This is a genomic window from Methylobacterium radiodurans, from assembly GCF_003173735.1.
In the GTDB taxonomy this organism is placed as follows: Bacteria; Pseudomonadota; Alphaproteobacteria; order Rhizobiales; family Beijerinckiaceae; genus Methylobacterium; species Methylobacterium radiodurans.
In genome coordinates this window covers 2911571-2926913 of sequence record NZ_CP029551.1, presented here as the reverse complement: position 1 = coordinate 2926913, position 15343 = coordinate 2911571, and the positions used below count along the sequence as shown (strand labels likewise).

The following is a 15343-nucleotide window of genomic DNA, read 5'->3' as shown; positions in this document are numbered from 1 at the left end:
GAGACCGGACATGATCTCCCGCATCCTCGACTTCTCCGTCCGGCAGCGCTGGCTCGTCGTGCTCCTGTCGCTGCTGGCCGCCGGCTTCGGCGTCCACGCCCTGACGAAGCTGCCCATCGACGCGGTGCCCGACATCACCAACAACCAGGTGCAGATCAACACCGTCGCGCCCGCGCTCTCGCCCTTCGACATCGAGAAGCAGGTCACCTACCCGGTCGAGACCGCGCTCGCCGGCATCAAGGGCCTCGAATACACCCGCTCCCTCTCGCGCAACGGCTTCTCCCAGGTCACGGCGGTCTTCGCCGACGACGTCAACGTCTACTTCGCACGCCAACAGGTGGTGGAGCGCCTGAGCGAGGCGCGCGAAGGGCTGCCGTCGGAGATCGAGCCGCACATGGGGCCGATCACGACCGGCCTCGGCGAGATCTACATGTGGACCGTGCGCTACGCGGCGCCCGGCGAGCGGAAGGCTTCGCGCCCGGGCAAGCCCGGCTGGCAGGCGGACGGCAGCTACCTGACGCCCGAGGGGCAGCGGCTCGCGACCGAGCTGGAGCGCGCGGCCTACCTGCGGACGGTTCAGGACTGGGTGATCCGGCCGCAGGTCAGGACCGTGCGGGGCGTCGCCGGCGTCGACAGCATCGGCGGCTACGAGAAGCAGTACCATGTCCAGCCGGACCCGACGAAGCTGACCGCGCTAGACCTGTCCTTCGGCGACGTCGCCCGGGCGCTCCAGGCGAACAACGCGAACCAAGGCGCCCGCTACCTGGAGGACAACGGCGAGGGCTACGTCGTCCGCTCCTCCGGCCGCCTGGAGAGCATGGACGAGATCGGCAACGTCGTGGTCACGACCCGCGGCGGCGTCCCGGTCCGGGTGAAGGACATCGCCGAGGTGCGGATCGGACGCGACCTGCGCACCGGCTCGGCCAGCGAGGACGGCCGGGAAGCCGTCGTCGGAACCGCCCTGATGCTCATCGGCGAGAACAGCCGCACGGTCGCGGCCGCCGTCGACGCCAGGATGCGCGAGATCCGGCGCTCGCTCCCGCCGGGCATCGAGGTCCAGACGGTCCTCGACCGGACCCGTCTGGTCGAGGCGACCATCCGGACCGTGGCGACGAACCTCACTGAGGGAGCGGCCCTCGTCGTCGTCATCCTGTTCCTGCTGCTCGGCAACATCCGCGCCGCCGTCATCACGGCCCTGGTGATCCCGGTCGCGATGCTGATGACGACGACCGGCATGGTCGAGGCCGGCATCTCGGCCAACCTGATGAGCCTCGGGGCGCTCGACTTCGGCCTCATCGTGGACGGGGCGGTGATCATCACCGAGAACGCGCTGCGCCACCTCGCCGAGCGGCAGCACGCCCTCGGGCGGGTCCTCACCCTGGAGGAGCGCCTGGCCACGGTGCGGGGCTCGGCCGAGGAGATGATCAAGCCCTCCCTCTACGGGCAGGCCATCATCATCCTGGTCTACGTGCCGCTACTGACCTTCACCGGGGTCGAGGGCAAGATGTTCGAGCCGATGGCGCTTACCGTCATCATCGCCCTCGCGGCGGCCTTCGTCCTCTCCCTCACCTTCGTCCCGGCGATGGTGGCCATCGTGGTCACCGGCAAGGTGACCGAGAAGGACAACCTCATCATCCGCGCCCTCAAGGCGGCCTACCGCCCGATGCTCGGCGCCGCGGTCCGCGCCCCGCTGGCCTTCGTGGCGCTGGCCCTGCTGCTCCTCGCCGGGAGCGGCGTGCTGCTGGCCCGGCTCGGCACGGAGTTCATCCCCACCCTCGACGAGAAGAGCATCGCGCTGAACGCGCTGCGCATCCCGTCAACCTCGCTGTCGCAGTCCCAGGCGATGCAGCTCAAGGTGGAGGAGGCCATCGGACGCTTCCCCCAGGTCGCCTACGTCTTCTCGAAGACCGGCACGGCGGAGGTGGCGACAGACCCGATGCCGCAGAACTCCTCGGACACCTTCGTCATCCTCAAGCCCCAGGAGGAGTGGCCCGACCCGGGCCTGTCGAAGGCAGAGCTGCAGGAGGAAATCGAGAAGGCGGTGGGCCGGCTCGCCGGCAACGTCTACGAGTTCTCCCAGCCGATCCAGCTCCGCTTCAACGAACTCCTGGCCGGGGCCCGCGGCGACCTTGCCGTCAAGGTCTTCGGCGACGAGTTCGAGCCGATGACGCGGGCGGCCGACCGCATCGCCGACATCCTGCGGGGCACGCAGGGCGCGGAGGACATCAAGGTCGAGCAGACGGCCGGGCTTCCGATCCTGGAGATCAAGGTCAACAAGACCGAGGCCGCACGCCTCGGGCTCAGCACCGGCGCCATTCAGGAGGTGATCGGCGCGGCCATCGGAGGCCGGCAGGCGGGTCTCCTGTTCGAGGGCGACCGGCGCTTCCCCATCGTGGTGCGGCTCACCGACAAGGTGCGCGAGGACCGCGAGGCGCTGGAGAATATCCCGGTTCCGCTGCCGCCCGGGCCCAACGGGCGCTCGACCTCCGTCCTCCTGAAGCAGGTGGCGAGCTTCTCGGTCTCGGAGGGACCGAACCAGATCAGTCGCGAGAACGGCAAGCGGCGCGTCGTCGTCACCGCGAACGTGCGCGGGCGCGACATCGGCTCGCTCGTGGCCGAGGTCCAGGGGAAGGTCGCCGAGCAGGTCCGGATGCCGCCCGGGTACTACGTGACCTGGGGCGGTCAGTTCGAGAACCTCGCCTCGGCCAAGCGCCGGCTGACGGTGGTGGTGCCGGCGTGCTTCTTCCTGATCTTCCTCCTGCTCTACTCCGCCCTGGGCTCGGTCCGGGACGCGCTTCTCGTGTTCAGTGCGGTGCCGCTCGCCCTGACCGGAGGCATCGCGGCCCTGTGGCTGCGCGGCATGCCGTTCTCGGTGCCGGCCGCCGTCGGCTTTATCGCCCTGTCCGGTGTGGCAGTCCTCAACGGCCTCGTGATGCTGACGTTCATCAAGCAGCTCGTCGCCGAGGGACGCCCCCGCCGGGAGGCGATCCTGGAGGGCGCCATGACCCGGCTGCGGCCCGTCGCCATGACTGCCCTCGTCGCCTCGCTCGGGTTCGTTCCGATGGCGTTGGCGACTGGGACAGGCGCGGAGGTCCAGAAGCCGCTCGCGACCGTGGTCATCGGCGGCCTGATCAGCGCCACCCTGCTGACCCTAGTCGTCCTGCCGGCCCTCTATGCGCGCTTCGGCGGCTCCCGCGCTACGCCGCCGGTCAACCATGACGAGGACGCCGGTGGCGCCGCGCCGTTCCGGCAGGCCGCCGAATAGCCCGCCTGCCGCAGGCATCGAGGGGCAGCCCGAGCCCCTCGATGTCTTCTCCGTTCAGCCGATCCGACCTAGCGCCGGAAAGGTCTCCATGATGAGGGAGGCCACATCGGTCATGCGGTCGGTGACCATCAGCAGCCCCATCGCCACCATTACGCCCCCGCCGACGAGCTGAAGCGCACGGCCGAACCAGCGTAGGGTCCGGAGGTGCGCCACGAAGCCGGACATAAACAGGGCCGCCGCCACGAACGGCACGCCGAGCCCGAGCGAGTAGACGGTGAGCAGGGCGACGCCCTTGCCCGAGGCCGAGGAGGCCGTGACCGCCAGGATGGCACCGAGGACGGGACCGATGCATGGGGTCCATCCGAAGGCGAAAGCCGTTCCGAGGAGATAGGCGGCGACGGGTCCCCGACCCGGCGGATCGCCGTGCCAGCGCAGCTCGCGCTGCAGCCAAGCGGGCCGCAGCAGACCGGCAGTGAACAGGCCGAACAGGATCACCAGCAAGCCGGAGGCGAGGTTCAGCGTCTCGCGATGAGCGAGCAGGGCGAAGCCGAGCGCGCTCGCCCCCGCGCCGAACGCGACGAAGACGGTCGTGAACCCGAGCACGAAGCAAAGGCTCAGGCCGAGCGTGCGAAGGCTGTCGCGCTCGCCGGCGGCCGACTGCCCGGCGACGTAAGACACGTAGCCCGGAACGAGAGGCAGCACGCAGGGCGATAGGAACGATACGGCGCCGGCCGCGAAGGTCGCGAGGAAGCCCACGCTTGAGGCGTCGATGGCCATCGGTTCAGCCCCGGCGGAGTGATGGACGCAGGATCGTCACTCCTGATCGGCCCCGGCCGCGGCGAAGATCTTGAGAATGCGTTGGCGCTCCGCCTCGGTCCCGCCGGGCCCCGTCGGCTTGAGCGCCGCCGCGCCCCGGACCGGATCGCGCTTGCCGGCGAGAGCAACCGGGCCCGCGGCCGGCACAGCGACCTCACGCGGCCCTGCGGCCAGAGCCTCGGGGCGGCTCACCTCGCCGAGACCGCCTCCGGCCGCGACCATGGTCTCTCGGAACGACCGGTGCTGGCCGCCGTCCTCGTACACCAGCCGGACGGCGGGCGTCCCGCTCGCCACGAGGGCGGCGACCTGCCGCTCGTCATCCGCCTGCTTCCGCGCGACCGCGCCAGCCGTGGCCTCGTCGCCGGCATCGAACACGTATCGGCCATCGGCGACGCCGACGCCCGGCTCGGCCCTCGTGACCTCGAACCGGTCGGACCCCTCCTTGAGGTTCCTCCAGAACGCGATGTTTGGGTCCTGCCGGTGCCGGGCCATGTTTTCCGGCGTCATACGGAACGGGTAGGACTGGAACTGGACGGCGCGCTGGCCGCCCGCGAAGGCCTCCCGCACCACGGCATAGAGTTCCGAGATCGCCTCGTCCGTCATCGCGAAGCAGCCCCGCGACGAGCACGAGCCGTGCACCATCAGGTGCGCACCGGTGCGTCCCAGGGAGCGGTCGTACTCGTTCGGGTACCCGAGATTGAACGAGAGGTAGAGGCTCGAATTCGGGTTCATGGACGCGGGCGTCACCGCGTAGAAGCCCTCCGGCGCCTGCCGGTCCCCCTCCCGGGTCTTGGGCCCCAGCTGACCCGACCAGCGGCACATCGGGTAGGTCTTCAGGAGGGCGTACTTGCCGTCCGCGCCGCGCTTCCAGAGCTCGATCTCGGACTCCTTCTTGTAGGCCCGCATCAGGATCGGGTCCGCCGGCGAGACACCCTTGGCCGACATCAGGGCCAGGGTCGCCGGCGGGATCGGCGCGAGGTGGCGCGTCGAGGCCGCGTATTGGCCGTCCTGGCAGGCGGACAGCGCCAGGAGGAGGGCCAGACCGAGCGTTATCGTCTTCAGCATGTCGGCCTCGCCGAGGTCGGCTTCCGAGCCTGGGCTCGAAGGATTGATGACAGGTTGCCGTGGGTGCGGTTCGGCGGAATCGGGCCCCTCACGGGATTGGCCCCCCGGCACTGCGATGCCCCCGCCGCAGAGGAAGTCCGTCGAGGAGCAGCAGCACCACACCCGCCGAGATCCAGACGTCCGCCAGGTTGAAGGTGAACCAGCGGATGCCGCCGGTGTGCAGGTCGAGGTAGTCCGTGACGACGCCGTCCATGAGCCGGTCGACGAAATTGCCGGCGGCCCCGCCCGCTATCGCGGCGAGCCCGAGGCGTTCGAGCCCGCCGCCCGCGGCCAGGGCCCAGCCGGCCACAAGGCAAGTGAGCGTGCCCTGGATGGCGAGGAGCAGCGCCAGGGAGGACTGGTCGTGCGCCGGGAACAGGCTGAAGCTGATGCCGTGGTTGAACGACAGGCTCAGGTCGATGAAGGGCAGCGCGCCCCTGACGGCGCCTTCCTCCAGCCACGCCTCGGCCACCGCCTTGGCGACGAGGTCGATGGCCGCAGCGGCCCCGGCCACCCCGGCCACGGTCGCGGCCCGGCCGGCCCACCCTGACAGGGAGATCATCAGGCCCTCAGGAGACGGAGCGCGTTGGCCGTCACCAGGACGGTCGCGCCGGTGTCGGCCAGGATGGCCGGCCAGAGGCCGGTGATGCCGGCGATGGTCGTCACCAGGAACACGGCCTTCAGGCCGAGGGCGATCGCGACGTTCTGGCGGATGTTGCCCAGGGTCGCCCGAGAGAGGGAGACCAGCGCGGCCACGTCGCCCACCCGGTCGTTCAGCACCGCCGCGTCCGCCGTTTCCAAGGCCGCGTCGGTGCCGCCGCCCATCGCGATGCCGACGCTGGCGGCGGCGAGCGCCGGCGCGTCGTTGATGCCGTCGCCGACCATCGCCACCGGACCCGCCGCCTTCAGGGCCGCGATCTCGGCGAGCTTGTCCTGGGGCAGGAGCTCGGCCTTCACGTCGAGCCCGAGTTCGGATGCGACCGCCTCGCCCGTGCGCCGGTTGTCGCCGGTCAGCATCACGCTGCGGACGCCGAGCTTCCGCAGGGCCGAGATGCCGGCCGCCGCGTCGGCGCGGGGTTCGTCCCGGACCGCGATGGCGCCCAAGGCCTCGGCGCCGCGGACGACGATGACCACCGTCTTGCCGGCGGCTTCCAGGTCCGCGATCCCGCCCTCGGCCTCGGGGCCGAGCCGCGCGCTCTCGGCGGCGTGGCGTGGGGAGGCGACGAGCACCGTCTGACCCATCACCGTGGCCGACACCGCCTTGCCGGGGATGGCGCGGGCGTCCCGCGTCGGGCGCAGCGGCACCCCGTCCGCGCTCGCCCGGTCGAGGATGGCCCGGGCGATGGGGTGGCTGCTTCCGCTCTCGACCGCGGCGGCCAACCCGAGAAGCGAGCGCTCCGACGCGTCCGGGGCGAAGACCAGGATGTCCGAGACCCGCGGTCGTCCGGCGGTCAGCGTCCCGGTCTTGTCGAACGCGACCGTGCGAACCCGCCCGATGACCTCCAGCGCGGCGCCGCCCTTGACGAGCAGCCCGCGTCGCGCTCCAGCGGCCAGTCCGGAGGCGATGGCCGCCGGGGTCGAGAGCACCAGCGCGCAGGGGCAGGCGATGAGGAGGAGCGCCAGGCCCCGGTAGATCCAGGTGCCCCAGTCGGCGCCGAGCAGCGGCGGCACGACCGCGACCGCGGCCGCGAACGCGAACGCGATGGGCGTGTAGACCGCGCTGAACCGATCGATGAAGCGCGCCGTGGGCGATTTCGACGCCTGCGCCTCCTCGACGAGATGCAGGATGCGGGCGACCGTGTTGTCGGCCGCCGTCTTGGTGACCCGGACCTGGAGCGCGCCGTCGGCATTGACGCTGCCGGCGTAGACAGGGTCGCCGACCTCCTTGGGCTTCGGGACCGACTCGCCGGTGATGGGGGACTCGTCGAGGCTCGAAGCGCCGTCGGTGATCACCCCGTCGGCGGGCACGCGGTCGCCCGGCCGCACGACCACGACCTGACCGACGGCCAGCGACGCGGCGGCCACCTCGCGGATGGTGCCATCGGCCTCGTCGACCAGGCGGGCGGTCTTCGGCACCAGGGCGGCGAGCGCCTTGATGCCGGCCCGCGCCCGGCCCGCGGCCACGACCTCCAGCATCTCGCCGACCGTGAAGAGCAGCACGACGATGGCGGCCTCCTCGGCGGCGTGGATGGCGAGCGCCCCCGCGGTCGCGACCGACATCAGCATCTCGATGGAGAAGGGCGTGCCGGCGAACGCCGCCACGGCCGCGCGGCGGCCGTAATAGGCGAGGCCGACGAGCGCCCCTGGCCAGTAGGCGTACTCGCCCACCACGCCCGGCGCGACCCGCTCGACCAGGAAGCCGGCGGCGAACAGGGCGCCGATCAGGATGCCCAGCAGCGCCTTCCGGGTCCGCCAGAGCGGCGGCTCGGGCTCCTCCGCGGTCTCAACGGGCGGGGCCCCGCCCGAGGCTTGCGCCAAGGCCAGTTCCGCGGCCGTGGGAAGCGGCGCGACGCCGTAGCCCAGGCGCTCGATGCGCCCCTCCAATTCGGTCCTCGGCGTCGCGGCCTCGTCGAGCGCGAGATCGAGGACTTGGCTGCCGTAGTTCACGCGCACGTCCGCGACGCCCGGCAGCCGGGAGACGGCGGTCTCGATCTTCCCGGCGCAGGTCGGGCAGTCCATGCCCTTGACCCTGTAGCGCAGAGCCTGCGGTCCGTTCGTGGGGAAGGATGTGCGGTCCGCGCCGGCGGCCTGGTTCATGGTGCGCTCCGTTCGCCGGGCTCCTGGTCCGGACTGGGAAGGCCCCCTACATGCACCCTGTAGTCACTACAGGGTCAAGGCCGTGCGGACTGCCTCTTCCATGACCATCGGCAGCCTCGCGGAGGCCACGCAGACCCGTGTCGAGACGGTCCGGTGGTACGAGAAGGTCGGGTTGCTGCCCCCGCCGGCGCGGTCGAGCGGGAACTACCGGCTCTACGGGCCCGAGCACCTGCGCCGGCTGAGCTTCATCCGCCGCGGTCGCGCCCTGGGGTTCACCGTGGAGCAGATCCGGGACCTGCTCGCCCTGGCGGACGACCGTGAGCGCTCCTGCGGCGAGGTCGACACCATCGCCCGCGCCCATCTCGCCGATGTGGAGCGCAAGCTGGCCGACCTGACCCGGCTCGCCTCGGAACTCCGCGAAGTCATCGGCCAGTGCGGCTGCGGGTCGGTCGCGGATTGCCGCATCATCGAGGCCCTGTCGCCGTTGGGTGAGCCCGCGTGACGGACCTGGGCCCAGGTCAGCGAGCGACGTAGGGGGGCATCAGCACACGGCTCTCGAACAGCCCCTTGGCCACGAACCCGCAGCACGCGACGGCGAGGACGGCGACCGTAATCGCGACGAAGGCTCGGCGCGCGGCGGCCCGGACATGCGGCCTGACGCGACGGCGACGACCCGCGTTCCTCTGGCCCCAGGAATGACGCTCCTTCATCACCAGCTCGGCCTTTCCTGAAATGGAGGCTTGTCACGATTGCACCGTCACGACGCCCGCTAGGCACTAGCTCCGCCTTAGAACCGAGAGGCGGATTTGCGGTGAGATGTATGCCCGACCTGCCACCGTGAGGTAATTACGGAGGCTGGCAGATGTACACCAACCAGCCGACGCTTCGCCCAGGAGCGGCTAGGCATACGGGGATCCGCAGCGACCACATAAGCGCAAGCCGAGCGACTACTTCGACCCAACTGGCATGGGGGCGAAATTCCTCGGTGATTGACCCGCGACGTCAGCGTTTAGGCCAGGAATGCGCGACCAACCCTGCGAGCCGGGGAAGCTGAGCGCCCTGATTACCTCCTCGAACCGGGCTCGCGCGTCCGACCAGCCCTGCGCGAAATCAAACAGCTCCCGCAGGGCCGGCGAAATCTCCTTGTAGGCCGCGAGTGCGGCGACCAGCGCCCCGAGCGAGAGCCGTCCCTGGATGACAAGGTAGCCGCCGACCGAGAAGAAGAAGAACGGCGTCAGGTTGGCCGTGTAGTTGTAGATGCCCTTGAGCCGGCCCTTCAGATCGGCGATCTCGACACGCACCCGCTCCAGCGCCTCGGCCTGGCGCATCTGCCGGAGGAGGACCGGGGGATGTTCCGCGGTTCCGGCTTCAGGCGCGGTCAGGAGGCCGCCGAGAGTCCGGGTCGCATGCACCCGCTCACGCACCTTGGCGTTCAGGCGCCGCTGCAGCCGCGGCAAGAGCGTGAGCTGCACCGGCAGCATCACCAACGCGGCCAGCGCCAGGGCGGCATCCTGGAGGAGTAGGAAGGCCACGCTGGTCAGGAGCGTGCCGCCCTGGACGAAGGGCACGGCCACCAGGCCCGCGCCGGCGTAGCCGATGGGCTCGACCTCCTGCACGGCGACGGCGGCCAGCGCGGCGCGGCGCTCGGGCGACCGCTCCCCACGGGCACGCCGGAAGACGGCGAGGCGTAACCGGCGCACGAGGCGCTCGTTGAGGCCGCCGCGCGTCCGGTTGACCGCGTACTTGGCGAGGCCGCCCAGCGTCAGCACGGCGAGGTAGCTCGCGCACAGCGCGAACAGGAGTTCGACACGTCCCAGTTCGAGCCCGAGGAAGGCCATCCCGGGATGGCCGTCGCCCTCCGCGTCCGAGAGGGCGTGGTTGATGATGTGCTTGGGGATCTCCAGGAGGAGCCACGCGGCCGGCAGCGTCAGGAGCGAGAGCAGCAGCAGCCGCAACTGCGGGCGCAGCGTCGCCCGCAGGACGAAGCGCTCAAGGCGCCACTCTTCGGGATTTCCCGCGCCGCGCCGGCGCCGTTCGCGCAGCGTGCGCCAGGCGAGGCGCAGCGCCATCCACCCCGTCCAGGCCGGCGCCACGACGAGAGCAAGGACCGACACGAGCTCCATCCACCAATGGCCGTGGGGTCCGTCGAGGCCGGCGACACGGTGGATCAGGTCGTGGACGACGATGGGCGTGAACAACAATGGCACCGCGACGGGAAGGTGGATACAGGCGGAACAGGTCCCCCCGCGCAATCAAGCCGGATGGGAGGCCGTGCCGGCCTACATGCGTTCCTTGATGCCGGAACCGACGAGCCACCAGTTGACGGGGTAGCTGGTCAGGAATCCCGCGACCATGGCGAGCTGCATGGCGGCCCAGAACTCGACCGAGTTCACCGGGGCCCGCTGCCCCGCGAGGTGCGGGAACAGGTAGAACTGCGCGAAGGCCATGAAACCGTACATGCCGACCTGCCAGGCGATCAGCGAGGCGGTGTCCGCCTTCACGGCCGCCACGAGGCCCTCGCCGGGGGAGAGCCCCCGCATCGGCACGATGGCGTAATACTGGAACACGATCCCCAGCGCGTAGGCGAAGACGAAGTCCAGCACCCAGACCGCGTACATCTTCTCCTCGAACAGGGAGTGCCAGCCGAACCAGACCGCCACCGCCGGCACCAGGAAGGCGAGCCACTCGGCGGCGACGTCGCCCAGCATGCAGCCGCTGCCACAGTGGAGCGCGCCCTTGCCGACCATCACCGAGAACGGAGTGCCGGTCATGTTCGGCGGCTCCTCGCCCCGCTCCTTGGCGTGGTGGTGCGCCTCCATCGTGGCGAGGCGACCGTATCGGAAGTAGGCCCACACCACGGCGACAGTTCCGAACAGGGCGCTGACCGGCCAGACCACGTTCATCACGGTCATGTGCTGCGGATGGCGGATGACCTGCACCGACAGCAGCAGGGCGCACGCGACCCCCAGCAACAGGGACGCGACGGCGAGGGCGTGGAGCCAGGTCGGGAACATGCAGGCTCCTAGCGGGCGGACGAGGGGTCGAGCTTCGTCGCCCGCAGGCGCAGGGCGTTGCCGATCACGCTGACCGAGGACAGCGCCATCGCCGCGGCCGCGATGACCGGCGAGAGCAGGATGCCGAGGAACGGGTAAAGCAACCCAGCCGCCACCGGCACACCGGCGGCGTTGTAGACGAAGGCGAAGAACAGGTTCTGGCGGATGTTGCCCATCACCGCCCGAGATAGCCGCCGCGCCCGCACGATGCCGAGGAGGTCGCCCTTGAGCAGCGTCAGGCCCGCGCTCTCGATGGCCACGTCGGTGCCGGTCCCCATTGCGATGCCGACGTCCGCCGCGGCGAGCGCGGGAGCGTCGTTCACGCCGTCTCCGGCCATCGCGACGACCTGACCGGCGGCCTTGTGCCGCTCGACCACGGCGGCTTTCTGGTCGGGCAGCACCTCGGCCTCGACCTCCTCGATGCCGAGCCGGCGCGCCACAGCGTCGGCAGTCGTTCGGTTGTCCCCAGTCAGCATCACGACCCGGATGCCCTCGGCCCGAAGCGCGGCGAGCGCCTCGGGCGTCGTCGCCTTGACGGGGTCGGCGATGGCGATGACGCCGGCCACGCGCCCGTCGACGCCCGCGAAGATCGCCGTGGCGCCGTCGCGCCGGAGCTCGTCGGCCTCGGCCGCGTGGGCCGAGACATCGACGCCCTGCTCACGCAGGAAGGCTGCGTTGCCGAGGGCCACGCGGCGGCCCTCGACGGTGCCGAGCGCACCCTTGCCGGTCGGGCTGTCGAAATCCTCGACGGGGGAGGCCGCGATCCCGCGCTTCCCGGCGGCCGCCACGATGGCCAGGGCGAGCGGATGCTCGCTCGCCCGCTCGACGCTCGCCGAGAGGCGCAGCACGGTAGCCTCGTCGAAGCCTGTCGCCGCCACGACCCGCGTCACCGCCGGCTTGCCCTCCGTCAGCGTCCCCGTCTTGTCGACCACCAGCGTGGTGACCCGCTCCATGCGCTCCAGGGCCTCGGCGCTCTTGACCAGCACCCCGGCCTGGGCGCCGCGGCCGACCCCGACCATGATCGACATCGGCGTGGCGAGGCCGAGCGCGCAGGGGCATGCGATGATGAGCACCGCGACCGCCGCAAGCAGCGCGAACGTGAAGCGCGGCTCAGGCCCGAACGCCATCCAGGCGACGAATGCGAGCACCGCCACGCCGATGACCGCCGGCACGAACCAGCCGGCGACCTGGTCGGCGAGGCGCTGGATGCGCGCGCGCGAGCGCTGCGCCTCGGCCACCATCTGGACGATGCGGGCCAGCATGGTGTCGCGCCCGACCTTGGTCGCCTCGACCACGAGCGAGCCGGACTGGTTGAGGCTGCCGCCGATGACGCTGGCGCCGACCTCCTTGCCGACGGGCATGGATTCCCCTGTCACCAGGCTTTCGTCCACCGAGCTGCGGCCCTCCACGACGGCGCCGTCGACCGGCACCTTCTCGCCGGGGCGCACGCGCAGACGGTCGCCGACGCCGATGGCGTCGAGCTGCACCTCCTCGTCCGTACCGTCGGGGTGGATGCGCCGGGCCGTCTTCGGCGCGAGGTCGAGTAGCGCGCGGAGCGCGCCACCGGTGCTCTCGCGGGCGCGCAGTTCCAGCACCTGCCCGAGCAGCACCAGCACGGTGATGACCGCGGCCGCCTCGAAATAGGCCGGCACCGCCCCGCCATGCCCGCGCAGCGCCTCCGGGAAGAGCCCGGGCGCGAACGTCGCGACCACGCTGTAGGCCCAGGCCACCCCCGTCCCGAGGGCGACCAGGGTGAACATGTTCAGGTTGCGCGAGACCACAGAGCGGTAGCCTCGCACGAAGAACGGCCAGCCGGCCCAGAGCACGACCGGGGTCGCCAGCGCGAACTGTATCCAGTTGGACGTCTGCTGGCCGAGGCGCTCGGTGAGGCCGAACAGGTGGCCGCCCATCTCCAGCACGAACACCGGCAGGGTCAGGACGAGCCCGACCCGGAACCGCCGGGTCATGTCGATGAGCTCCTCGCTCGGTCCTTCGTCGGCGCCGACCATCGCCGGCTCCAGGGCCATTCCGCAGATCGGGCATGCCCCGGGGCCGACCTGCCGAACTTCCGGATGCATCGGGCAGGTGTAGATCGTGCCTTCGGGCACCGGGTCGGCCTTCGTCGCGGCTTGGCCGGGATCGACGTAGCGGACCGGGTCGGCCTCGAACTTGGTCCGGCAGCCGTTCGAGCAGAAGTAGTACGGGTGGCCGCCGTGCTCGGCCCGGTGCTTCGTCGTATGCGGGTCGACCATCATCCCGCAGACCGGGTCCTTCACACGGTCGGCACCCGCGTCGTTCGCCGCGATGCCGGCTTGGTCGCCGTGCGCTTGGCCATGTGCATGCCCGTGCCCGTGACTGGCATGGCCGTGGCCGCCCGCGCAGGCGTGGCCTCCCGGGGCGGGGTGATGTCCCTGTGGCGCGTCGCTCATGACCGCTCCTTCCGCATGGCCGAGGAAGCGCCGCCGGGCCACGAGCGACCCGACGGCAGCCGGCGGCTTACTGGCGGCCTTCCTTCTGGGCGTTCTTGTCGAGCCAGGACGTAAGTTCCTTGATGCTCTTCTCCTGCTCCTGGATGGTCTTCTCGGCGATCTTCTTCGCCTCGGGATTGTCGCCGTTCTTGAGCCCGACCTGGGCCATCGCGATGGCGCCCTGGTGGTGCGGGATCATCGCGCAGATCCAGGCGACGTCGGCGTCCTTGGCCATCATCCCCTGCATCATGGGACCGTTCATCGACATCATGGCCTGCTGCAGGCCCTTCTGGGCCTCGGTCATCTGGCCGCCCATGCCCTGCATGGCCTGGGACATGTGACCCTGCATGTCCTTCATCGAGTCCTCCTTGGCGGCCGACGCCGCCTTGCAGGCCGCGGGAAGCTCGAACGAGGGCCCCTGCATGGAGCCGTGGTCGTGGTCGGCGGCGAAGGCCGCTCCGGTGCCGGCGAGCGCCAGGGTCGCGGCGAGGGTCAGGGTGCGAACGAACAAGATTGCCTCCTCAGGTTGGTTGGCGGGGGCGGCCGGTCGAGCCGCCGCGTCGGGTTCAGGCGGCCATCTTCCGGCAGCTCTCGGCGCAGGCCCGGCACTGCCGGACGCAGTCCTGCATGTCGCCGACCTGCTCGCAGCTCCTGGCGCAAGCCTCGCAGACCTCGGCGCAGGCCCGGCAGGTGTGCTTGTGCTCGGGGGTGCCGATCAGCATGAAGTGCGCCGAGGTCCGGCAGATCTCCGCGCAGGCCATCATCAGGCGGAAATGCCCCGGCTCGACGTGCTTCCCGCCGGCCGGCAGGCAGTGGTTCGAGGCCATGCCCAGGCAGGTCTGGTAGCAGCGCAGGCACTCGTCGATGCATGATTGCATCTCGCTCGACACGTGGCTCATTCAGGCATCCTTCTCGCTTATATTGGCGAATGAGGGCAAAGCTAGAGATCTGACAAAGTATTAACTCGATCAGCCAGCTATAACCTGGATAGCAAACTCCCCAATCCGCGAAGCGTTCAGAAATAAATACTCTGGACGATCACGGATTTGGGAGAGCCGCCTACCTGCGCGAGGGCGACCTCACTGGGTGCCCTTCTTCTTGAGGAAGGCCTCCATCTGGGCGATCTCGACGTCCTGGGCCTTGATGATCTCCTCGGCCAGCTTCCGGATCTCGGGGTCCTTGGAATGCTGGAGGGCGACCTTGGCCATGGCAACGGCCCCCTTGTGGTGGGGGATCATGCCGCGCACGAAGTCGACGTCGACGTCGTTCGTGTAGCGGATGTCCATGTCCCGGTGCATCTCGGCGCCGACGTCCCGGAACGCCTTCGTGGCCGGCGTGTCCGCCTTGTCCGTCGCCGTCATCGTGGCGTGGTCGTGCCCGGCATGTCCGGCATGGTCGTGGGCCTCGTGCGCCAGGGCGATGCCCAAGAGACCGAGGGCCAGGGCCGCGGCGGCGAGTGTCGAGGTCAGCGTCTTCATCGAAGGATTCTTCCTGGTGCTTCGGGTCAGTTGAACTTGCCGCTGGCGGTCGCGCCGTCGGGGCCTGTGAGCTGCACCGCGCCCTTCGGGCTGTCGCCGAGGGCCGCCGCGGCCTTGCCGGTCAGGCGGTTGCCGTCGGCGGGCTCCAGGGGCACGCGGGTCGGCTTGCCGCCGACGACGAGGATGGCCGTGCCCTTGAAGCCCGCGGCCGGGACCGGCTTCTGGCCCTCGTCGGACACGAACACGTTGACGGTCTCGCCCTTGGCGACGAGCTCGACGTGGAACTTGCCCGCGTCCGCCACCCGGCCGCCGTGCTGGCCGGCGGTCTCGTGGGCGTAGGCGGCGGTCGCGGCCAGGAGGGCGCCGGCCAGGGTCAGTCTCGGAAGCATCATGCTCAGGTCT

14 protein-coding genes are annotated in these 15343 nt (G+C 70.6%); 2 read left to right on the top strand and 12 right to left on the bottom strand.

From position 1 onward, the window contains the following. The first annotated feature begins 10 nt into the window (after positions 1-10). Positions 11-3265: an efflux RND transporter permease subunit gene (locus DK427_RS13605; protein WP_109951734.1), complete on the top strand. Its 3255-nt coding sequence runs from the start codon at positions 11-13 to the stop codon at positions 3263-3265. 54 nt (positions 3266-3319) lie between these two features. Here DK427_RS13605 and DK427_RS13600 read toward each other — a convergent pair whose 3' ends face one another. From DK427_RS13600 to DK427_RS13585, 4 genes are all read right to left on the bottom strand, one after another. After that, a complete protein-coding gene (locus DK427_RS13600) occupies positions 3320-4042 on the bottom strand; it encodes a cytochrome c biogenesis CcdA family protein (RefSeq protein WP_109951733.1) in 723 nt (240 codons plus the stop codon). 36 nt (positions 4043-4078) lie between these two features. Continuing rightward, entirely contained in the window at positions 4079-5146 is a 1068-nt protein-coding gene (locus DK427_RS13595; protein ID WP_109951732.1) for a L,D-transpeptidase family protein, read from the bottom strand. 88 nt (positions 5147-5234) lie between these two features. Beyond that, the gene (gene lspA, locus DK427_RS13590) at positions 5235-5747 is read right to left on the bottom strand and encodes a signal peptidase II (RefSeq protein WP_109951731.1); all 513 of its coding nucleotides are present in this window, start codon (positions 5745-5747) and stop codon (positions 5235-5237) included. Further along, positions 5747-7942, bottom strand: coding sequence for a heavy metal translocating P-type ATPase (locus DK427_RS13585; RefSeq protein WP_109951730.1), 2196 nt, complete (start codon positions 7940-7942; stop codon positions 5747-5749). Before DK427_RS13585 ends, lspA begins: the two co-directional genes overlap by 1 nt. Positions 7943-8042: 100 nt before the next feature. On the opposite strand from DK427_RS13585, the gene DK427_RS13580 reads away from it, so the two are divergent. Then, entirely contained in the window at positions 8043-8444 is a 402-nt protein-coding gene (locus DK427_RS13580) for a MerR family transcriptional regulator (RefSeq protein WP_063110606.1), read from the top strand. 16 nt (positions 8445-8460) lie between these two features. On the opposite strand, the gene DK427_RS13575 is transcribed toward DK427_RS13580, so the two are convergent. The 8 genes from DK427_RS13575 to DK427_RS13540 form a co-directional block, all read right to left on the bottom strand. Beyond that, positions 8461-8652, bottom strand: coding sequence for a hypothetical protein (locus DK427_RS13575; protein WP_091881969.1), 192 nt, complete (start codon positions 8650-8652; stop codon positions 8461-8463). A 237-nt stretch (positions 8653-8889) separates the two neighbouring features. Further along, positions 8890-10149 carry a multidrug ABC transporter ATPase gene (locus DK427_RS13570; RefSeq protein WP_238178672.1) on the bottom strand — a complete coding sequence of 420 codons (1260 nt, stop codon included), beginning with the start codon at positions 10147-10149 and terminating at the stop codon, positions 8890-8892. A 72-nt stretch (positions 10150-10221) separates the two neighbouring features. Beyond that, the gene (locus DK427_RS13565) at positions 10222-10956 is read right to left on the bottom strand and encodes a DUF4396 domain-containing protein (protein WP_024830745.1); all 735 of its coding nucleotides are present in this window, start codon (positions 10954-10956) and stop codon (positions 10222-10224) included. An 8-nt stretch (positions 10957-10964) separates the two neighbouring features. Then, a complete protein-coding gene (locus tag DK427_RS13560; protein ID WP_109951729.1) occupies positions 10965-13424 on the bottom strand; it encodes a heavy metal translocating P-type ATPase in 2460 nt (819 codons plus the stop codon). 67 nt (positions 13425-13491) lie between these two features. Further along, the gene (locus tag DK427_RS13555; protein WP_024830747.1) at positions 13492-13974 is read right to left on the bottom strand and encodes a DUF305 domain-containing protein; all 483 of its coding nucleotides are present in this window, start codon (positions 13972-13974) and stop codon (positions 13492-13494) included. A 55-nt stretch (positions 13975-14029) separates the two neighbouring features. Further along, positions 14030-14362, bottom strand: coding sequence for a four-helix bundle copper-binding protein (locus DK427_RS13550; RefSeq protein WP_109951728.1), 333 nt, complete (start codon positions 14360-14362; stop codon positions 14030-14032). A 180-nt stretch (positions 14363-14542) separates the two neighbouring features. Then, positions 14543-14941 carry a CopM family metallochaperone gene (copM, locus tag DK427_RS13545; RefSeq protein ID WP_109951727.1) on the bottom strand — a complete coding sequence of 133 codons (399 nt, stop codon included), beginning with the start codon at positions 14939-14941 and terminating at the stop codon, positions 14543-14545. Between the two features lie 26 nt (positions 14942-14967). Beyond that, positions 14968-15333, bottom strand: a complete 366-nt coding sequence (locus tag DK427_RS13540; protein ID WP_109951726.1) for a hypothetical protein — start codon at positions 15331-15333, stop codon at positions 14968-14970. Positions 15334-15343 lie beyond the last annotated feature (10 nt).